Origin of the sequence: Mucilaginibacter gossypii, assembly GCF_017569325.2 — a bacterium.
Taxonomy (GTDB): domain Bacteria; phylum Bacteroidota; class Bacteroidia; order Sphingobacteriales; family Sphingobacteriaceae; genus Mucilaginibacter; species Mucilaginibacter gossypii.
In genome coordinates, this window is sequence record NZ_CP071878.2 from 2200227 (window position 1) to 2221663 (window position 21437).

At 41.6% G+C, this 21437-nt stretch carries 19 protein-coding genes and 1 tRNA gene; 11 read left to right on the plus strand and 9 right to left on the minus strand.

What is annotated here, in order from left to right:
- Positions 1-47: 47 nt before the first annotated feature.
- The 3 genes from J3L18_RS09250 to ribD are packed head-to-tail and all read right to left on the minus strand — an operon-like array spanning position 48 to position 2606.
- On the minus strand, positions 48-662 hold the full coding sequence (locus tag J3L18_RS09250; protein ID WP_129570262.1) for an IMPACT family protein: 615 nt from the start codon (positions 660-662) through the stop codon (positions 48-50).
- 9 nt (positions 663-671) lie between these two features.
- The gene (locus J3L18_RS09255; protein WP_129570263.1) at positions 672-1550 is read right to left on the minus strand and encodes an EamA family transporter; all 879 of its coding nucleotides are present in this window, start codon (positions 1548-1550) and stop codon (positions 672-674) included.
- Positions 1551-2606 carry a bifunctional diaminohydroxyphosphoribosylaminopyrimidine deaminase/5-amino-6-(5-phosphoribosylamino)uracil reductase RibD gene (ribD, locus tag J3L18_RS09260; RefSeq protein WP_129570264.1) on the minus strand — a complete coding sequence of 352 codons (1056 nt, stop codon included), beginning with the start codon at positions 2604-2606 and terminating at the stop codon, positions 1551-1553.
- 33 nt (positions 2607-2639) lie between these two features.
- Here ribD and prmC point away from each other — a divergent pair, with 33 nt between their 5' ends.
- Positions 2640-3503 carry a peptide chain release factor N(5)-glutamine methyltransferase gene (gene prmC, locus J3L18_RS09265; protein WP_189549300.1) on the plus strand — a complete coding sequence of 288 codons (864 nt, stop codon included), beginning with the start codon at positions 2640-2642 and terminating at the stop codon, positions 3501-3503.
- A gap of 4 nt (positions 3504-3507) precedes the next feature.
- On the opposite strand, the gene J3L18_RS09270 is transcribed toward prmC, so the two are convergent.
- The 3 genes from J3L18_RS09270 to J3L18_RS09280 form a co-directional block, all read right to left on the minus strand.
- Complete coding sequence (locus J3L18_RS09270; protein WP_129570266.1) at positions 3508-4617, minus strand: hypothetical protein; 1110 nt, start codon at positions 4615-4617, stop codon at positions 3508-3510.
- Positions 4617-5252, minus strand: a complete 636-nt coding sequence (locus tag J3L18_RS09275) for an ABC transporter ATP-binding protein (protein ID WP_129570267.1) — start codon at positions 5250-5252, stop codon at positions 4617-4619. Before J3L18_RS09275 ends, J3L18_RS09270 begins: the two co-directional genes overlap by 1 nt.
- A 114-nt stretch (positions 5253-5366) precedes the next feature.
- Complete coding sequence (locus J3L18_RS09280; protein ID WP_129570268.1) at positions 5367-6356, minus strand: D-alanine--D-alanine ligase; 990 nt, start codon at positions 6354-6356, stop codon at positions 5367-5369.
- A 254-nt stretch (positions 6357-6610) separates the two neighbouring features.
- Between J3L18_RS09280 and J3L18_RS09285 the strand changes: the two genes are divergently transcribed.
- From J3L18_RS09285 to J3L18_RS09330, 10 genes are all read left to right on the plus strand, one after another.
- Entirely contained in the window at positions 6611-7405 is a 795-nt protein-coding gene (locus J3L18_RS09285) for a PASTA domain-containing protein (protein WP_129570269.1), read from the plus strand.
- Positions 7383-7691, plus strand: a complete 309-nt coding sequence (locus J3L18_RS09290) for a rhodanese-like domain-containing protein (protein WP_129570270.1) — start codon at positions 7383-7385, stop codon at positions 7689-7691. Before J3L18_RS09285 ends, J3L18_RS09290 begins: the two co-directional genes overlap by 23 nt.
- Before the next feature lie 28 nt (positions 7692-7719).
- Entirely contained in the window at positions 7720-8772 is a 1053-nt protein-coding gene (mltG, locus tag J3L18_RS09295) for an endolytic transglycosylase MltG (protein ID WP_129570271.1), read from the plus strand.
- The gene (locus J3L18_RS09300; RefSeq protein WP_129570272.1) at positions 8772-9179 is read left to right on the plus strand and encodes an acyl-CoA thioesterase; all 408 of its coding nucleotides are present in this window, start codon (positions 8772-8774) and stop codon (positions 9177-9179) included. The genes mltG and J3L18_RS09300 overlap by 1 nt, the downstream gene beginning before the upstream one ends.
- A gap of 11 nt (positions 9180-9190) precedes the next feature.
- Entirely contained in the window at positions 9191-10171 is a 981-nt protein-coding gene (locus tag J3L18_RS09305; RefSeq protein WP_090525923.1) for a YihY/virulence factor BrkB family protein, read from the plus strand.
- Positions 10172-10269: 98 nt separating this feature from the next.
- A tRNA-Ser gene (locus J3L18_RS09310) sits at positions 10270-10359 on the plus strand.
- 194 nt (positions 10360-10553) lie between these two features.
- On the plus strand, positions 10554-12440 hold the full coding sequence (locus J3L18_RS09315; RefSeq protein WP_189549302.1) for a sensor histidine kinase: 1887 nt from the start codon (positions 10554-10556) through the stop codon (positions 12438-12440).
- Between the two features lie 253 nt (positions 12441-12693).
- Positions 12694-13563 (plus strand): hypothetical protein, encoded by an 870-nt coding sequence (locus J3L18_RS09320; protein ID WP_129570274.1) that lies wholly within the window; start codon positions 12694-12696, stop codon positions 13561-13563.
- Positions 13564-13573: 10 nt separating this feature from the next.
- On the plus strand, positions 13574-14116 hold the full coding sequence (locus J3L18_RS09325; RefSeq protein WP_129570275.1) for a hypothetical protein: 543 nt from the start codon (positions 13574-13576) through the stop codon (positions 14114-14116).
- Positions 14117-14118: 2 nt separating this feature from the next.
- Positions 14119-16257, plus strand: a complete 2139-nt coding sequence (locus tag J3L18_RS09330) for a hypothetical protein (RefSeq protein WP_129570276.1) — start codon at positions 14119-14121, stop codon at positions 16255-16257.
- Positions 16258-16645: 388 nt separating this feature from the next.
- Here J3L18_RS09330 and J3L18_RS09335 read toward each other — a convergent pair whose 3' ends face one another.
- The 3 genes from J3L18_RS09335 to J3L18_RS09345 form a co-directional block, all read right to left on the minus strand.
- On the minus strand, positions 16646-18034 hold the full coding sequence (locus J3L18_RS09335) for a glycoside hydrolase family 31 protein (RefSeq protein WP_129570277.1): 1389 nt from the start codon (positions 18032-18034) through the stop codon (positions 16646-16648).
- Between the two features lie 40 nt (positions 18035-18074).
- On the minus strand, positions 18075-19223 hold the full coding sequence (locus tag J3L18_RS09340; RefSeq protein ID WP_189549304.1) for a TIM-barrel domain-containing protein: 1149 nt from the start codon (positions 19221-19223) through the stop codon (positions 18075-18077).
- Between the two features lie 344 nt (positions 19224-19567).
- Complete coding sequence (locus tag J3L18_RS09345; RefSeq protein ID WP_208102471.1) at positions 19568-21436, minus strand: RagB/SusD family nutrient uptake outer membrane protein; 1869 nt, start codon at positions 21434-21436, stop codon at positions 19568-19570.
- Position 21437 lies beyond the last annotated feature (1 nt).

The following is a 21437-nucleotide window of genomic DNA, read 5'->3' on the forward strand; positions in this document are numbered from 1 at the left end:
AAATGGACACAAAAAGAGTGCCTAAAGTGGCTGTTGTAATGGAATAGTTAGATACTGTAGTTGTATTTAACCTGCGAACCGTTCACCTTGCTTAATTTAAAAAGCGCCTGCTCAACCTGCGTTTTTCGGATAGAAAGCTGGATACTGCAATCATTGTCAAATTGCTGATTAAGTACACCAAGGCCCTCTTCCTTGATGATCCGCATCACATCATTCATTTGCAAATAATCAAATGAGATAGTGTATACGTCATTTACCGTTTTTGAAATGATAACCGAGTGGTTTAATGCATCCTCTGTGGCTGCTTTATAAGCATTAATCAAACCCGGAACCCCTAATAAGGTGCCGCCGAAATATCGGACTACCACAACCAGGAGATTGGTAAGGTCTTTTGACAGCAGTGTATTCAGGATTGGTCGACCCGCAGTTCCTGAAGGCTCACCGTCATCGTTAACCCTGAACACCGAACGGTCGATGGTTAAGCGCATAGCCCAGCAATGGTGATTGGCTTTGGGATGTTCTGATTTTAGTCGGGCAACTATTGCCTTGATATCATTTTCAGAACTGATGGGATAAGCATAGGCCAGGAACTTGCTGCCGCGGTCGCGAAAAACACCTTCGGCAGGGTTTTCTATGGTTTTATAAGTATCGTCAAAAAGCATTCAAAAATATTACAGGTGCAGGAAGCCCAATGTTTGCGGGAAATAAATAATGATAATAGCCAGCACCGCTATAGCTATGCCGATTTTATTAAGCAGGCTCAGCTTCTCTTTAAATACAAAGATGCCAACCAGCGTACCAACCACAATAACGCCAATATTTACCGACGAAAACACTGCCGAAGGGCTGTTCGCCAGCGCCTGGTGCGCCTTTAAGTAAAACAGGATATTGCCAAAGTTGGCTATCCCTAATACCCAGCCTATGAGGATATGCGGCAATGAAAATTTCATTTTTTTTGCGGATACCTGGTAAATCAAACCAGCAAGGGTTAATATAAACGCAATAATAAAGATGACAAAAATGGCTGTGGTAAAAGGCACATTATTTACCTTGGTAAGCTGTTTTAGCAATACATCAATTACGCCAAAACCGAGAAAAACAATTAACAGGTAAATCCATGAACCCTTTTCAACTTTATTACCGGCAGATTTTTGCCAGGGTATAGAGCAAATGATAGCAATAAAGGCCAGTATAATGCCAATTGCTTTAATTGTGCCAGTGGCTTCGCCAAATAAAACAAATGCTGCCAGTATGGGGATAAACAGGGATAAGCGTTGCGCTACGTCTGTACGAACAATACCGGCCTTGCGCACCGACGTTGCCATTATTACAAATATAGCGGGAAACAGGATGCCCAGGGCCACGTAATTATAAACAGGCCCGTTTTGGATAATGCTCAGCTGTGGTTTAAAAAAGAACCAGGTGAGCAAAATAGCCATAGAGTAGTTCCAGGTAATGGCCTGGTAAACGTCCACATGATAGCGTTTTGCCAGTTTCAGCAAAATGGAAACGATAACACTACAGCAAATACTTAAAAAAACGAACAGCATTTATATAACCGGCTTATTGTATAACAATTGGAGGCGATCGGCGCCTACAGGATATTCATCGGCAAGTATACCTGTTATTTGCGGTGCTTTTATGCCTTTGTTCAAAACTTTATCACCGGTAAATATCCGTGCCTCATCCCAAAGGCCAGCCTCAATAAAAGCATCAAGTGTACGCGCGCCGCCTTCAATAATAACCGATTGGATATCCTGCAGGTATAACTGGTATAAAATATATTGAGGCACAAAGCGTTCAAAATCTTCCAGTGCTATATACCTGTTTTTGCCGTCAACATCAAACTTAAGCTCGTTAAATATTAACGTTTCGGCCGACTGATCAAATACATTCAACCCTTTATTTAGTTCCAGCCTTCGATCTATCACCACACGTTTGGGTGATGGGCCATCCCAGTAACGGGTATTTAATTGCGGGTTATCACTTAGTACCGTGTTTTTTCCTACCAGTATAGCATCTTCTTCACTACGCCACTTGTGCACCAGCTTGCGTGATTCGGGGCCGGTGATCCAGAACTGGCTGCCATCAGCCGGAGCAAAAAACCCATCCTGTGTTTGTGCCCATTTTAATATAATATATGGCCTGTGCTTTTGTACCTTGGTAAAAAAGCGACGATTAAGCCATTGACATTCCTGTTCTAATACGCCGGTTACTACTTGAATGCCGGCAGCCTGCAATTTTTCAATACCTTTTCCATCGACCTGAGCAAATGGGTCGCGGCAACCAACAATCACTTCAGGGATTTGATGTTTGATGATCAGATCGGCGCAGGGCGGCGTTTTACCATAATGCGCACAAGGCTCTAATGAAACATATATAATCGAGTTTTTCAGCAGTTGGGCATAGTTATCAAACCTTTGCGTAACCTGTTCAATAGCGTTAACTTCGGCATGGGCCTGGCCGTATTTCTGATGATAGCCCTCTCCTATTATTTTGCCATCGTGAACTACTACCGCGCCAACCATAGGGTTCGGACTAACGTATCCTGCACCCAATTGAGCAAGCTCCAAACAACGGCGCATATATTTTTCATGTTCAAGCATGCTGCAAAAGTAGCTTTTATGTTACTTTGTTGCATGATTACGATTAAGGATGTTTTTGAAGATTACAGGCAACAGATAAATGGCATTTATGATACTAATGAAACCGAAGCTATTACGCTGTTTGTTATTGCCGAAGTTACCGGTTTATCAAGGGCATCTGTTAAGGCATTCCCCGAAAGAACGTTAACTGCTGAACAGTCGGAACAGGCGAAAAACATCCTTGCCGAATTAAAAACAGGCAAACCCATTCAATATATTTTTGGTATCACCGAGTTTTTTGGCTTGCCATTTAAAGTAAACCCATATGTGCTGATCCCGCGCCCGGAAACTGAGGAACTGGTGGAATGGATTTTAGAAGGCGAAAGGTTAAAGGCAAAAGGTGAAAGGTTTTCTGTGCTGGATATCGGTACCGGTAGTGGGTGTATCGCCATCAGCCTGAAAAAGAATTTGGCAAATGCGGATGTTTCTGCGATAGATATATCCGAAGGAGCTTTGGAAACCGCTAAGGAAAATGCTTTATTAAATGAAGTTGAGGTTAATTTTATTCTGGCTGATATTTTGAATATTGAGCATGATAAAGAAGAGGCTCAGTATAATATCATTGTAAGCAACCCTCCTTACGTTACGCTTGATGATAAAAAGCAGATGCATAGTAATGTTACAGATTTTGAGCCACATACTGCTTTGTTTGTACCAGAACATGATCCGCTGATATTTTACCGGGCCATAGCCGATTTTTCACTTAGTAATTTGATTGCCGGCGGCTTGCTTTTCTTCGAGATCAATGAAAATTTAGGCAATGAAACTGTTGAGCTATTAACTGGTAAAAGGTTTAAAAACATTGAGTTAAGAAAAGACATGAGCGGCAGGGACAGGATGGTGAAAGCGCAGCTTTAAAAGGTTACAACTTATCGCTTACCACGCCCTCAAACTTGTAATAATTACTGTAAAACAGCCAGTAAGCAATACCAAAGTTTAAAGGAACCAGCACCCAAAGTAGCTTGAACATAATGATCCAGAACAATACAATAAATAACCCCAGGATCCATTGCAGGTACTTATCCATATTAAGGCCAAACCAGTAAAGCAGGCAATGAAACAGCATCGCGGTGCTTAAGCCAACAAGCAGCAGTTCAATAGCCATTAGCGGGTTAAACCTGCTGAACAGCCAGATACTTTCGGGGATGAGGAGAATGAAATAGACGCCTATAAAATTCAGAAATAGCTGTGTCCTGCTATAAGGCAAATTGCGGGAAAAGCAAAGGCCGTTCTCTTCAAATTTCCTTTCCTCAAATATCAATACAATATGCGCCGTTATAACAGCAAGGATTGCAATACCGGCAACACGGACATCAGTTTTAACATCAGCAAACACGTAAAACACCCCGGTGATGATAAGCCAGGAAAGCGCCTTGGTAATGAGGTATGGAACCTTGCGCTTATCTAACAGGTGGTAAACGTAAAGGCTGAAATAAGGTTTACGCCATTTGCTGCTTAGTTTTAATAATATAGATTGATTATTGCCATCAACAAGTCCGTTAATTTGCTTTGTATAAATAACTGCACTTAAATAAGTTAAGGCGGTTAAATACAGTAAAATGCAAGCCGGAAATAAATAATAATGATTGGAAAAACCCACCCCCACAGCGATAACTGCGTACAATATTACCGGCGATAATATAGCGGCCTGTACCCAAAACCAGCTTATTATTTGTTTCCCTTTGCTTAGGGCATTGCTGCTATAAAATAAAAAATGTTGACTGGGGGCAAAGATTTGCCCGGATACGTAATGCCAGCTTTTAACGGCATAAATAAACCAGCTTATAAACACCAGGATCATTACAACCGAACTGCTGTCCATAGCCAGCATCAGTGCTTTGTGATAGCCTATTAAATATTGGGGAGGCACTACGCCAACCATTGCCAAAAATATAAATAGCAAAATCCCGGCATGCACCCGGAAAAAACCGTTTGCAAAAATCTTTAACAATACATTGGTTAGCGATTTCATCAACTGATAAACTTTAAAGTTTGATCTTCGACGAGAAGTTCACCTGATACGGGTAATGAGCCATTTTCAAGTATCTGGTGCGACGACAGTAAAAAGCCGGTTCCCTCCTGCCCGTACCTTTCCCTTATCCAACTATTTAATGTTGCTAACGAGGCCGTATCAATAGTGATCAAAGGTTCATCGAGCAGGATCAATTTGGGCTTGCCCAAAAAGGCAAGTAGCAGGGAAAGCTTTTTCATCATACCACTGCTGTAAGTGCCAACCGGGCGGTCGACAAAACTTTGTATTCCCATACTTTTAATATACCTATCTTCCTGTCCTGCCGGGGCGTCTTTAGCATCAGCAAACAGCCTGACCATTTCAGTACCTGTTAAAAAATCTGGAAACACCGGCTCGGCTTCAGCAAAATTAACCAGCTTACGGTAAGCCACCGGTTGTTTTTTTATGCTGATATTATCACCAAGCAATATGTCGCCATTAAACGCCAGGACGCCGGCAATGGATTTTAGCAGGGTGCTTTTGCCAGATCCGTTTACTCCTTTTATCCAGTAAATGCCGCCCTCCAATTGCAGGCTCTCAATTTTTAAAGCAGGGTAATTACCGTATGATTTTATAAAGTTTTGAAATTGCAGCATCGTTGCTTTGATAACAAAATGAATCTGTTGTTACACTAAAAGAGACGCATCAAAGGCGTCTCTTAAAATATGAATTCAAAATAAAATCCGAAATCGAAATCCTCAATTCCGAAATTATAACGTGGCTCCCTCAATAAGCGCGCTATAAAATTCGCCTACATCCATACCTGCCGCACGTACCTGTTGCGGAATCAAACTAGCGGCAGACTGGCCTGGTGTGGTGTTGATCTCAATAAAATAAAAATCATTACTGCCTTCAAGCAAAATAAAGTCGATCCTGGCCATGCCGCGGCAGTTGAGGCGGGTATACACCTCGGTAACTATGCCAGCAATTTCTTTAACCTTTTCAGCCGAAAGGTCGGCGGGAGTTATTTCTTGTGTTACACCAGAAGTATATTTCGCCTCGTAATCAAAAAAATCTTTTGAGGTTATAATTTCTGTAGCAGGTAATACCTTTATTTTACCGTGCAGGCGTGCTATACCAATACTGAACTCGCGGCCTTTAATAAATTCTTCTACTAACACCTGAGCATCTTCCTGAAATGCCCTGTTCAATGCTTCTGGCAGGCCGGCTATGTTTTGAACCTTGCTCATACCCACGCTGCTGCCACCATTATTAGGTTTAACAAACAACGGAAATTTCAAATTAGCTGCTATGGTGGCAACGTCATGCACATCGCGCTCAAATAAACGCATGGAATGTGCGGTATGCAAGCCATGGATCCCGTTCACGATAGCTTTGGTATAAGCCTTGTTCATGGTAATGGCCGATGTTGTGGCATCGCAGGTATTATAAGGGATGCCAAGCATATCAAAATAGCCCTGCAGCTTTCCATCCTCGCCGGGGCTGCCATGAATGGTGATGAAGGCAAAGTCGAACTTTATTTTTTCCTGATTAAGGGTTATTGTAAAATCATTCTTGTCAACATCAACTGTTGCATTATCTGCTTCAAAAAACCATCTGTCGCGGGTAATTAATATAGTATAAACCTTATAGTTGCTGTTTGATGCCAGGTTAGCTGCAATATTTTTTGCACTGTTAAGGGATACTTCATATTCGCCGGTAAAGCCTCCGGCCAAAAGGGCAATATTTTTAAGACTCATTTTATTTCGGATTTCGGATGTTCGATTTCGAATTTATTTCCAGGAGCAACGACAGCGACCTGATTTCGAAGTCGAAATTAGAATAAATATCATTGCAAATAATACTAAAGTTTAAATTTTGAGTCTAAAACTCCCGAAATTCTACAATAATTAATTCCGAAATCGAACATCCGAAATCCGACATCCTAACACCCATATCCAAAATAATTCCTATGTTTGATACTTAATTAAAAAGGATACCCTTACATATACTGATGAGCAAATTTGGGGCTTACTTAAAATCAAAATCATTTCGGAATAACTTATTAATGGCTATTGTAACCGTGATAGCCGTTGTTTTAATAGCTTTTTTTAGCCTTGGTTATTATACCCGTCATGGTTCGGGCATACCCGTACCAAAGCTTAAAGGTCTTTCCATTGATAAAGCTATGGATATTTTAAAAGAGCAGGGATTTGGCTATAAAATAGATTCTGTGTATGTACAGGACGTGGCCCCTGGTACTATCGTTGAACAAGACCCGGATCCCGGGACCAACGTTAAAGAAAGCCGGGTAATTTACCTTACCATGGTAACCCTGCAGGCACCAAATGTAGCTTTGCCCGATTTTGAACAAAGCAATTATCGCGAAGCTATAGCTACCATATCAAATTATGGCTTAAAACTGGGCGATACAACGTACCGTTCGGATATTGCCCGCGACCGGATCCTGGAGGTACGTTTTGGCGGACAAGTGATAAAACCAGGTACAAAGATCCCCAAAGGCTCAAGAATAGATTTGGTTTTGGGCGATGGTGAGGGTGCAAGCGAAGTGGAAATACCCGAACTGGTAAATCTTGACCTTGATGCTGCCCGATTTGCTATAAAAGGCGCCGGCTTAACCGTTGGGATCGTTACTTACCAAGGGACTATTACCGATTCGACTAATGTGGTTGTTGTTTCGCAATACCCCATGAAGACCGATTCGTTAAGCAAAACAAGTATTGGCACGCGTATAAATCTTACTGTTTCACAAGGTACCAAAACCGATGCAGCTCCACCGGCAAATTAAAGCTTCCGAACTGCTTGAGCGCTTAAGCAAAGGTGAAAGCCTTAACCTGCTCGACGTGCGCGAGGTTATTGAATTCCATACTTATAATGTAGGTGGTGATAACATACCACTTTCAAATTTGGAGTATACGCTTAACAGTTTACCCTACAACAAAACAGATGAGATAATCGTTATGTGCAAAGTTGGTTTAAGGAGCGAAACTGCACAAAACATATTGGAGCGGCATGGCTATAACAACGTGCGTAATTTAAGCGGCGGATTAGTTGCCATTCAAAAATTAAAATAAATACAACAAACACCATCTATTCAATATCATGACCGCGGAAAAACAAGGATCAGGCATACTGAAAAAATTTATAATAGCGCTGGTAATCATTATCGTTGTGCTTTTAGGCTTTACAGGTTTCAATTATTACCTCAAATACTTTGGCCCCAACGTTACGGATAAACAGGAGTACTTATACATTCACACCGGCGCAACATTTGGCGATGTTTTTAAAACAATACAAGATGAGGGCATTGTGAAGGATACTGCTTCATTTGGCTGGGCTGCCCGTAATATGAATTATGTTACCCGTGTAAAACCGGGTAAATATCGCCTGCATGAAGGCATGGGGAACCGCAAACTCATCAATATGCTGGCATCAGGTACGCAAGAGCCTGTTAAGGTTGAATTTCACGGATTGCGACTTAAAGAGCAGTTTGCAGGCTTCATTTCAAAAAAGATCGAGCCTGATTCAACCGCTATCATAAACCTGCTCGATTCGGCAAGTTTTGTAGGTAAATATGGTTTTACTACTGATAATGTATATACGGTGATCATGCCCGATTCGTACCAGATGTACTGGAATACTACCCCTGAAAAGTTCTTTAAACGAATGTATGAGCACTATCAGGCTTTTTGGACACCTGAACGTAAAAAACTGGCTGCCGCGATAAACTTAACCCCACAGGAAGTATCTGTCCTGGCATCAATAGTTGATGCTGAAGCGCTGCATGACGATGAAATGCCCGCTGTAGCAGGTTTATACCTTAATCGTCTTAAAAAAGGAATGAAACTGGAGGCCGACCCTACCGTGATCTTCGCGCTGAACGATTTTACTATAAAACGTGTGCTTACCCGCTACCTTTCATATAACTCGCCATATAATACTTACCTGCATACAGGTTTACCTCCGGGGCCTATCATGATGCCATCGGTTAATGCGGTGAAAGCAGTGTTAAACTATCAAAAGAGCGACTATATTTATATGTGCGCCAAAGCTGATTTTTCCGGCTACCATGCCTTTGCCACCAACGTGGCGGACCATTTGGTTAATGCGCATAAATTTCAGCAAGCCCTTAATGATCGTAACATCCGAAGGTAATGTTTGAGCACACTACTAAAATACGGGTGCGCTATGGCGAAACCGACCAGATGGGCTATATGTATTACGGTAACTATGCCGAATTTTATGAAGTAGGCCGTGTGGAGATGCTTCGCAGTCTTGGCCTTACTTATAAAGGCATGGAAGAATCGGGCATTATGATGCCTGTGCTCGAGCTTCAATGCAAATACCTAAAGCCTGCTTTATATGACGAGGAGATCAGCATCAGGGTGATCATGGATAAGCTGCCAGGCATCCGCATCCATTTCAGGTACGAACTTACAAACCCAAAAGGCGAACTTATTAATACCGGCGAAACGCTGCTCGTATTCATTAACATGAAAACCAATCGCCCATGCCTGCCACCACAGGATTTTACCGATAGATTAATGCTCTTTTTTAAGTAAATTTGGTGTAAATGAAATGGCTGCACCGCTTTTTAATCCGGTTTACGTTTTACAGGTACATCATCGAGTGGACGAAGTCTGTCATCATTCCGGGTTTCAGGCCGTTGCCACTATACACCGTTATTGATTTTTTTGTAAAGGAAATCACCAATAACTCGCTTATTAACCGGGCCTATGCACTAGCCTATAGCTTTATGCTCGCCGTTTTTCCGGCTACTATTTTTTTGTTCACGCTTATCCCCTACGTGCCCATAAAACATTTTAAAGGCAACCTGATGATGGTGCTGGCCTCTGTAATGCCTACAAATGCCTATATGGCGTTCAGAGAAACCCTTTTTGATATTGTAAGCAATCAAAACGGCAAGCTCCTTTCATTCGGTTTCCTAACAACCTTGTATTTTGCAACTAACGGGGTTATTAATCTTATGAAGGCCTTTAATAAATCCTCATTAATTGAGGATAAGCGGAGCTGGCTCAAAAGGCGCCTGGTAGCAACAGGAATTACCGTAGCTATAAGCTTCGCGTTATTACTAGCCATTTCCATACTCATCCTGGGTCAATCCATTATCCGGTTCATCCAATCGCATGTGGCGTCTGAAAATCACTTCTGGGTTTACCCGGTGATGCTTTTCAGGTGGGTAATTATTGTAGTAATTATTTTTGTGACCATAGGCTGTTTATACCGCTACGCTCCTGCACATAAAAAGAAATGGAATTTTATTAACCCTGGCTCCATACTGGCCACGGCACTGGCAGTTTTAACCTCACTGGGCTTTTCCTATTATATCAACAATTTCTCGTCGTACAATAAAGTTTACGGATCCATTGGCACGCTCATCGTTGTGATGATCTGGATGTATATAAACTCATTAATTTTGATCATCGGGTTCGAATTAAATGCGTCCGTAGAGCTTTCCAAGCGTACAATCCGTATTGTAAAACCCAGATTTAACACTTTTCGGGCAAAAAAAACCGACCAGTCAAAGAATTAACTTATTATTAATCAATAACTTATAAAGATTATTTAATTAAATCAAAAAAAGTGAAATTGAAATTTGGCAATTCGCCCCGGATTTGTACTTTTGTCCCCGGAGAGTTGGCAGAGTGGTCGATTGCGGCAGTCTTGAAAACTGTTGAACTGTGAAAGGTTCCTGGGGTTCGAATCCCTAACTCTCCGCCAAGTATTATTCGATTAAGATAAAAAACGCTGTAAATGAATTATTTACGGCGTTTTCTGTTTTTAGCCCTCATCAAATTAAACCAATCAATCGCTTTGTTCCGGTGCTCCGTAGGTGACCTTTTTAAAGGTAATCCTATAGGTCACCAGAATACTTACAAGTCGCTATTATTGAGAATATTAAGTATTTTATGGTTTTGTCAAACAAAGATATCCTATGCGGACAGAGTAACGGCCTGATGTTGCTTCGTCGGTCGGACGGACGTTTAACCCAATTGGATCGGCTTCATTTATATCACCATATGTTCAATGACCCCAATCGTCGTATCTGGTTATCGAGAGATGACGGTCTTTTTATTTTAGATAGGACAAAAGCCATTTTACCGGCTACTTCTATATATCCGGAATTTAAAAAATATAAAACTTATACGATAAACAGTCATCTGCGGCTGGGCGATTCGCTCGTCGTAATGGGAACCGAAAACGATCAGGGTATTTTGTTATGGTATTATAAGCGCCGGCTGGTAAAAAAAGTAGATATTTCTTCTGTTCCGTCCCTCGCTTCTAATTCAGTAAACAATATATACCTTGACAAACGCGGCAGACTGTGGGTGCTTTCTGATAAAACGATCACTGTTATCAGCAACACGTTCAGTAAATCAAGCTTCCCTGACTTTATATCTGATCAAAAATACACAAAGCTCAGTTTGTTTTTCGACATGTGTGAGGCGATGGGCAGTTACTGGATTGCGTCTTACGGCAATGGCATCATACAGGTTAACAACAAGGGGCAGATTTTGAAGCTTCTCAGCTTGAAGGATGGTTTAAGTAATGATGGGTTATATAATATTTTTAACATTGGCGATTCTTCTCTGGTGATGACAAGTAATAACGGCTTATCCGTTTACCATCTCCGGAACCATAAATTTAAAAATTACTTCAGTGAAAATGGACTGCATTCAAATGGCTTCGAGGAGGTCAGCTCAACAGTCGATCAGGAAAAGATCTACGCGGGAGGAATAAACGGGTTCACAGTGATTGATCCATCGAGATTGACAACCAATAAAAAACCTCCGTTATTTTACTACAAAAACGTAGAAGTCAAATTAAGTAATGGAGAGAATTCGGTTAACACTTGTATTGCGGTTCAAAAAGTAAATATCCATTCAAATTGGTTGCAAACAACGATATCCTTTTCTGGAATAAACTTCGATGACCCCAAGCGTGTTGATTACAGGTACCGGATCAAAGAGATCGATTCAAACTGGATCAATAATGGGCACCGCGACCAGATCAGCCTCATCGGGCTCCGGCCTGAGACTTATACTCTGGAAGTCAAGGCTTCTAATGAGGACGGTTTCTGGAGTCAGCCCAAAAGCCTTACACTGGTGGTCAAACCTAAGTGGTATGAAACTTGGTGGTTTAAAACGGGAATCATGATTACTGTTGTATCAGTATTTGGGCTGGTCTATCGCTACAGGATCAAACAAGTAAAAATTCAACAGCAAATCCGGAGGGAGATTGCCAATGATTTACATGATGACCTGGGAAGTAATCTTAATTCCATCAAAATATTCACGCATCTGGCTTTAGAAGAAAAAGATAAAAACGATTACCTGATGGAGCTTCATGAACTTGTCGGGAGCACTTTAACCGGGCTCAGAGATATGCTTTGGGTACTCGAAGATGATCATGACGATGTGAACGGATTGGTTGCCAGAATTAACAAATTTGCATTGCCAATTGCAGGAGCCCAACAGGTTGATTTCTATTGCTCTACACAAGGATTTGACACTGTTGGACTCACCAAGAAAGAAAAAAGAAACCTTTTTCTGATCATCAAGGAATCCATTAATAATAGCTTCAAGCACGCACAATGCAGCAGACTTACTGTTACTATCGGTGCAAATAAGACCAAAATAACGGTCCGTGTATCAGATAACGGCCAAGGCTTTAGTTATACAGAAAAAGCCGAAAGCTACGGTATCCGAAACATCATATATCGAGCAACTCAAATCGGTTACCAGGCCGGTATTACTTCAGTTACCGGCAAAGGAACTACCATTGTGGTCGAAAAGAAATGACCAGTCCTATCCCTGCCTGATAAATTCAGCATTACAACTTGTTAAGGCAATCTTCCTCCTTTTTTTACTCATTAACAGGTATCAAAGGGCCGCTAAGGTCGGGCAAGCCAACTTTAAAATACCGGAAAATTCCGGTAACAGATACCGGATATCCCCCAGAGTCGTTAACGCGGGTCCTATGTAATTTTGAATATCATCTAAATGCGCACGCTAGGTGATGTTTTAGATTTTGTATCACTTCAATTTTTGCATCATGCCCCCATCAAATTTGCCCCCTCACGATTTTTTAGATTCAATAATTGCGATCAACATCATTTTGTTCATCATTTCTGTTATTGTTGAGAAGATCACTCAACTTATCCGGAAATATGCTCCGTTTATTAAACCATATGGAAGCGGCAGGCGCTTAAAGATCTGGCAAAACATCGGCAAGAAGCAAACCGGCCGGGCCAAGGAATTGGACAAGCTTATAGAGCGTGAAGTTAATTCGCTAAGTTTTATCATCGGACTGGTGATTGCTGCCGCTTTTCGGATAGATTTGTTTAAGATGATTTCCAGCTCTGATCCCCAGGCTGTTCTGATGTGGAAGGACATTCCATATAGTTTGTTGGACAAGATATTATTCTTCTTATCTCTTCCGCTGACGGCATTCTTTTTAACCTTCGGCTCAAAATTCTTCCATGACCTCCTTGACACGCTGTTTCAGGTTAAGAATTTAAAAAGGAAACTCGTCGATCCCAATACTTTTGAGGCGGATAATATTGAAGAGTTTGACGATTTTCTCAAACAAAACTATCACGATATCATAGAGGCCGCGATCAGCCAAAATTCCAACCTATTCAATGTCCCAGGACTACTCTACGCACCGCTTCAGGGAAAAATGATAAAAAACGGCAACCTGATCGATTGTATTGAGGTGCATTTATCTACGGCGGGTCCGGGTTCAATCCCCTCCAATGTAAAAGCCCGGCTTGACACTGGAAGAACCGTGAGCGTGCCAGTAAACGTATTAACTGGTATTTCTGCACCAACTGCACATGGAGGTCAAGGGGGGGGTAGTGGCTGTAGGAGCAACTCCAGGCTTTACAGGATCACTTTGTTGCAAGCTGAATCGCAACGATAATCCGGAATTTATGACCTGCGCGCACATTTATACGGGAGGCCCTTTTGTTCAGCTCAACGGCGAAAACACCCTAAAGCCAGCGCTGACAGATGGCCTGCTGGATGGCAATTTTCATTATAGTTTGTTCGACGATGAGTTCGATCTGGCTTTGTACACACCGGATGACCAAAATCTGAATTATGTGATTCAGCCGAAAACCCCTCGCACAATTAATTCGTCAGATGTGAGGATCACCGAAATAAGGATTGTCTGCGGAGGCGGCAGGATCGCAAGAGGAAAAATCACCAAGGAGCGAGCAAGTAACCCGGTCCCAATAACTTATGGCCGTCTGCCTGCTCATTCGCTCAACGGGCTAATGATGTTGTCCAGTTATACTGATGTTAATGACATCAATACTTACAGCTCGCTTACCAGACAGGGCGACTCGGGTTCTTGCGTGTACGATGACCAGGACAGACCGATAGGGATGGTCGTTGCAGGTAATAACCGGTTCACCTATGCCATCCCTATGAGTACTATTTTAAATAAACTATCAGCAACCATAATTTCTTAATCATGAAGCTCAGATTTTTATTATTAATGCTATTTTCAATAGTAGCATTTGCTTTCCGCTCCCACGCAAAAGATGTTGAGATTAACATGGATTCGCTTCGGCCGACCTATTCGGTCGATTTAAAAAAAGCGTTTAATATCAATTTCTCAAACAGTAAAAAGGATGACAATGTACTTATCCAGATATCAACGGATGACTTCGGAACTCAGGACTTACGAAAAGGAATACCCGATGGTAAATTCAACATTGCTTTCACAATTGCAGGAGGGAAACTGAATGTCCAAAATATAGCCGGAAAAACATTAGCTATAACAGGAAATTTCAGTCTAAAAATAGGCCCTAAAAATATTGATATCGTTCAGGAAGGGGCAGCAGAAGAAGCTCAGGCCGTTGATCAGATTATATTTGTTAAATTAGACAACATAGGAAAGTATTCATCGAATTTCGACCATGACCTGAAAATAGACTTCGATAACAACACCGATCAAAGCGGAAAAACTAATCTGAAAGTTAATTCCGAAGGAAAAGAATACATATTGAAACAGGGGGTGAAAGATAAGCACTTTACGGTTGATTTAAGGTCCAGTAAAAGCAAGTTGACCGTCAAAGATAAGGACAATAAACTTTTAGCTCTTTCCGCCCCTATTAAAATGACTTTTGGTGCGATCAAAATCACTATCGATTCAATCAAAAAGAGCGAGCAGACTCCTACGCCATCAAATGAAGGGCCAGCGGCAATACCCTATTGGGAGTATTTAAAGGACGAAAAATTCAGTTTTTCACTTTCAGAATTCAGAAAGATTGAATCCTGTTCAGAGGAATGTCCATCATGTGATGATGGTGCTTTTAATAATAACAACCAGCTGATCTATGATGCACGTTCGGGCTTAACCTATTTTGTCAAAAGCACAGAGTCTAATGATCTGAAAAGTCCAGTTTCCTCACCAGACAATAACAAATTTGTTGTTTCCAGCAAGAAAAACATCGTTCTTTCCGCGGGAGACCCGCTCGTTTTGGTTGTTAAAAATGTAAATCCCTTACTTTACGACATCACTTTAGCCGATTCATCGATGCTCGTCAATAACAAATCCAACTCTACACTCAACAATCTTATCATCAACAAAAGTGACATGACATTTGCCCAGGGAGCCAATCTGCCGAAGGAGCTTCCTGTTGAGCAAAGAAAAGATTATTACAAAGTAAAAGCAGCTTTATTGGTAATTCAGGCAGAAATGTATCAAACACTGGAGTTTTACAGAAAAAACAATCTTTATTTACATAATTGTGTCGTTCAAAAAAAGAGGGAGGCCCTATCCGTTATCGATGCAGCCCTGAATAGTTTGCTGGGCAAGCGTTACCAGCTTAGTTTATTACAGGCTCTAGATCTGTTCCTGGATCAAACTACAGCAGATTCTACTTTAAATCATCAGATCAAATCCCTGTATGGCGAATTTGTTGCGGCCAATTATACCATTGCCCACCGCCTTGGAAACATGCCGGAGCAAGATATTATGCAATTGCGTCTGGCCATTGTGGCAAAAAAGAATTCTCCTTACCCCAGTTTGATCTCAACCACAAAGCAGCGGCCAACGCAAACGGTTTATATCAAAAATTTCTTTAAGATCGATGTAAGTTCCGGCCTTTATCTTGGATCCGGCAGGGATGAAAACTATGCATTTCGCAGCACGCTTTCGACCTCTGTAAAGACCGTAGCAGGCAAAGATTCTACAGTTAACCAACTTTACAAGGAAAACGATGGTAAAAGAGAATTGGGATTTGCCAGTTTCCTGCATTTCTACCCCAAGTTTGGAACGAGTTTAAATGCAAGTCTTACGTTAGGGGCGGGATTAAGTTTAACCCAAACGGTACGTCCACGCTATTTTACCGGGGCTAGCATCTTATATGGTAGTCACAATCGCTTTTGCGTAAATTTTGGTGCTGTATGGGGGAGTTACCAGCAATTAAGTGATAAATATATCAGGGAAAACAATTCTTTCAAAGACCTCCCCATATCGGAATCAGCAGTTACCTACAAATCTACGTTCAAGGGTTCGTTCTTCGTGTCAATATCCTACAACCTGGCTTTCTTAACGGGAACCAGCGAAGCCAAAACCACTAGCCAGGGCAAGTCTGGTCAGTAATGATTGATGACCCAAAACAAGAAAAATTATTTTTATATAATAAGCCATCCATAAAGCCCTCCATCCGAGGCCCGTTTTATGGATGGTTTCGAATAGGGATAAAATAACTAAAAATAATATTGGTTGTCTGCAACTTTATATACTAACTAAATAAAAAACAGATCAATTATGATGTTTTTCAAGATTAACAACAAGATTAAGGCATATAACTAACCTGTAGTTATGTCTTTGTATTTGGGTCCAGCTTCCTACCATTGCCTTTGTGAAATTTTTACCCAGTTAGGTATTAGCATTTAAAAGAGCACACGAACCAATTTATAGATGACCTAAAACGATTTGCCACTTTATTTGATGATTGAGCCCGTTTTTGTAGGTTGATTATTTACATTTAAGGCAGTAGCTTTATAAGCCTACCCTTTTCCCGCTCTCCTATCTGCTTAAGCGATCTGATTTCGTCTGGTATAAGTTTATAAGAAGTTTCAAACTGTTTTAAATACTTCTCAAAATTCACTGGATGATAACTCAGTAAGCGATTTGTTTCCTCCGCAAAACCAAGATTTTTCGGAATATAAATACCATCATTACCATTATCGCTATTTTTTAATACAGATGTTATCATCGACAAGCGTTTGAACTTCTCTACAAGCCCTGCAGTTGTCAAGGCTCCTGGTGCCTCGTTATAGGTTATGCGTAATTGCCTTGCAACCTTGCAGCTTTGGTCAGGAAGCAAAATATTTAAACATAGATTGTCGCCATCATAATTCCAGCAGCCATCCTGGCTATCAGGATTAAATTGCAGAGGTTTGCCGTTCACCGATACCTTTAACGGCGGCTGGGTACCAAATAGCTTTATTTTAATTTTTTTCCGTTCGGCCATGCCTTGATAATTGCCAACAGTAGGCGCTATATTCACAATCAGCGCTTTGTCGTCGAGCTGTGATGCTATGTTAGTTTTGGCAAATTGGTTTTTATAATTTTTATTGTTTCCGTTATCCTCGTAAACCTGGAAATTACCGCTACCTCCCGGAAATATTCCCAGCGTTAGGTTATCCGGATTTTTGTCCAGATTTTGAATTTGATTATTGTACATGGGTATTACCGAGCCGGCTTTTACATATACCGGGTATTCGTTAATCGAAAATGAACGTTCAAGTATTTGCCCTCCCTTTAGCAAAGTTCCTGTAGACCACTCATACCAATCATTTCCTTTCGGCAACCAAACTTTAACTGTGGCGAAGCCATCATTCGATGGTGTTGTAATCGGCCTGATAAGCATATTATCGCCAAACATGTACTCTTCTTTATAGCTGTAAGCTTCCGGCTGTTTCGCATAATCATAATACATTGGCCGGCAAAGCCCGATGCCGGTTTCAAACGTTTTCCTCGACATTGTATAGATGTAGGGCACGAGCGCGTAACGCAGCCTGACGGCATCATGTTGTGCTGTAGCATACTCCGGAGCAAAATTCCAGATCTCTTTTTTGATGGCTGCGTTTTTAGTAGAGTGTGTGCGCATGATCGGGCTGAAACCACCGTATTGCAGCCAACGTGTATAAAGTTCAGGCTCTACCCCTTTTTCGTTTCCCTTGAGGATGTGCCCGCCAATGTCATGGCTCCAGTAAGAATATAAAACATTTGATGCAGTGCTTGTAAAATAGGGTTCATAAGCCAGTGATTCCCACGACATGAAAGTATCTCCCGAAAATCCAATCTGGTAACGGTGGTTGCCCAATCCTCCCCATCGATGGTATAACAGCGGCCTGTTTTGACTATGCATTGCCTTATCAGTAAAGAATGTATAATTAAGCCACCATGTATTACTTAATTGGGGGAATCTTATTATCGTTTGGCCATTGTTGCCAGTCCAGCCACCAGAAATTAACGCCGGCTTTTTCTATTGGTCTTAATACGATATCAAATAAGCCACGCATAAACACTTTGTTTGATGCTTCAAACGGGATAGCTTTCCTTTGGGAGGAATCGGTCTTTATATAGGCTGCAAAATCATTATAACGTTGTTCTGTTGGTTGGATACCATCTGCCGGATGGAGATTCAATGTGATTTTCAAATGGTTGTCCTTTGCCCATTTCAAAAAGTTGTCTGGATCGGGGAAAAGGTTTTTGTTCCAGGTGTAACCTGTCCAGCCCCTGGTATGCCAATCCATATCTATCACCAAAACATCAGTAGGTACATCAAATCGTTTCAGGTTTTGCACCAGTTCCCGAAGCTCGTTATCCGAGTAACTCCAATACCGCGACCACCAGTAACCAAATACATAGCGTGGTAACATAGGCACGTGACCTGCAACTTTGCTAAAATCCAATAACGCGGATTTATAATCATCACCATAGCCCAGAAAGTACCAATCCAATTTTGGGGCACCAGGAGCGGTTATCCAGGGCCAGTCAGAGTCATCTAATCTTAAGGATTGAGAATCGTCAAGAAAAAACCAGCCATCCCGCGAAAGGATACCATCTTCCAATTGGAGTTTTTGATTACTGTACAGGTTCATTTCACCGTCTTGCCCATCTAAGGTGCGGGAAGTTCCTTTTAAATTGAATTTTTGTTTTTGCCCCGGCTTCCACGATACCGTATCAGCATTCAAAAAACGGATCTTTAGGTTGGTGCTATCAAATACTCCTGAATTGATTTTGTAAGCAAGCTCAATCTTCTTGGTTTTTAGGTAAAACCATTCGTTTTCCGTCCGCGTGCTGAATGCAGGAACAGGCAGTTTACGGTTAACCACAACCAGCGATGCCCTGTTATCATAACTTGCAGGCTGCCCCCACTGTAATCTTATCAGTTGATCTGTAAGAACGGTAAACCGCACGTTCCCGGATTGCACAACAGCTTTTGGGTCGGGCGTTAATTGATTATCATTTTGACCATATGAGTTATTTGCAAAAAAGATTAGGTAGCAGGCTAATAGTTTAAAAAATGTTATTGTTTTATGTTTGAAGGACATGAGCATATAAGTGAACTTTAAAACTGTGATCAGGAATAATCATAAGAGCTGAACGGGGCGTATCCGACCAGATAGTGTATTTATTTAGCTGATGAGCAGTTGTGAACGGGCATACAATAGCTTTCCGGTTTAAAGAATCCGATTTTGTTTGATATTAAAAAAACAAGGGTGACTTAAAATTGATAACAGGTATCCTGCCGTTTACTTTTCGCTTATCAACGGCCAGGATAAAGCGATTGTCTTATTCAAAACAACCGCTTTAGTTGGCCGTCCTGGGTTTATCTTTACACAGCGTTATTTGAAAACCGAAGGTAAGAGCAAGTCAGCCTATATAAGGGTTTAGGTTACCATCCATAATTTTGTACCAGTGCCGGGTCGATATTAATCTCGGTCTGAGGTATTGGCATTAGGTAATGCCTGTCGGCAAAAACACGAGTTTGATCTACCACCGTTTTATAAAACACCGCAACACCTGCAGCTTCACTATTAGGATCTAAGCCGGTAGAGTTCAGCTCGCCAGGTGTAGGTCTCGCGTTCATGCCGTGCATATTTCCATTGTCTACAGTTTTAGCTATCAACCAGCGACGAACATCCCAAAAACGCTGATTTTCAAAGGCAAACTCCACACGTCTTTCATTTTGGATCCTTTTCCGCATACCTTCTTTTGTATTATCAGAAGCGATGATGGGTAAGCCCGGCATAGATACCCGGCTGCGTACGGCGTTTACAGCGTTATATACATCGCTATTTGGCGCACCTAAATATTCATTCATAGCCTCAGCATAAATCAAATATATCTCGGCCAGACGGATAATCGGAAAGTTACGGTTTGCATCGCCGCCACCTTTTAAATTAACATTAGGATCGGCCCATTTACGCCAGTTGTAACCTGTTTCGCAGTTGGTACCAGGTTTAGGCCAGCCGTCGCAACCACCGCCGTTATTGCCAAACCAGGCAAATTTTAAAGGCCTCGCATTGTTGGTGTAGTTCCAAACGTCGTACTGAAAAAATATAGTAGCGTAAAAACGGGGATCCCTGTTTTTATACATATTTGATATATTGGATACAGGCGTATTCCTTACACCGTCCCATAACTGGCCATTCCAAAAGCCCGTAGCTTGATAACCCGATTGAGGGTCTGTTATTGGCCTGCCATTATTCATTTCGTACGAATCAACTAATTCCTGGAATACACTCATTTTTCCGTTTCCGTTAACGGCATTGGCATCGCGGCCGTTAGGTAAATAATTATCTTCGAAATTTCTGTTGTTCCCCATAATATATGGCAATATGATCTCATCATAGTTTCTGGTAAAAAACAACTGCGCATAGTTATCAACAGGGTTTGTTGGGTTGGGATTGGATAGTGAATAAGTATTCAGGTTTAGCACGGCTTTGGCTGCGTTGGCAGCCAGTAGCCATTTATTGTTGTCATAGGCCTGAGGAAATAACTGCGTTCCATCGGCATTTTTAATACCGGCATACATAGTGTTTCCGTTAAATAACGGGCTGGCTGCATACAGTAAAGTACGGGCCTTTAATGCTAACGCGGCGCCCTTGGTTATCCGCCCATAATCTGCTGAGCCACTGGCATAATTTACCGGTAAAATTTCCGCAATGGCGTCACATTCTGAGGTGATAAATTTAACCACATCATCAACGGTGTTCCTTGTTGTGGTGGTGGCCGCCGGATCTGTTGTGGCTAAAACTGTATTGATTAAAGGGACGGCGCCGTATCTTCGGAATAATTCAAAATATTGATTAGCGCGCAGAAACCTCGCTTCCGCCTTGTAAAGCGGAATGCGCGGCGTGTAGTAATCACTCCTCGAAGCAGGAACGGGCGTTTTATCAATATTTGCCAGGAAAATATTTGCAGAACGGATATACTGATAAGCCCTGCCCCAGATATCGAGCGAATTATTGGTAGCGTTCCATGCGCCTGAATTAAACGGCAATTCGGGCACATTTTCCCAATGGTTTTTACATTCATCAGTACAGGCCCCTAAAACTGTTCCCCCTCCGTAAATGAACTGTATATCATTATTGTTTAGCGATGCGTATAAATGGTTCCAGGCACCTTCGGCATTTTGGATATTATTAAAAACAGCATCCTGAGTAACCAGCTCTGTTGGTACGACATTAAGATATTTTTTGCAGGAAACCACAGAAATGCAGGCAATTAAAAACAGGTATATGAGTTTGTTGCTTTTCATG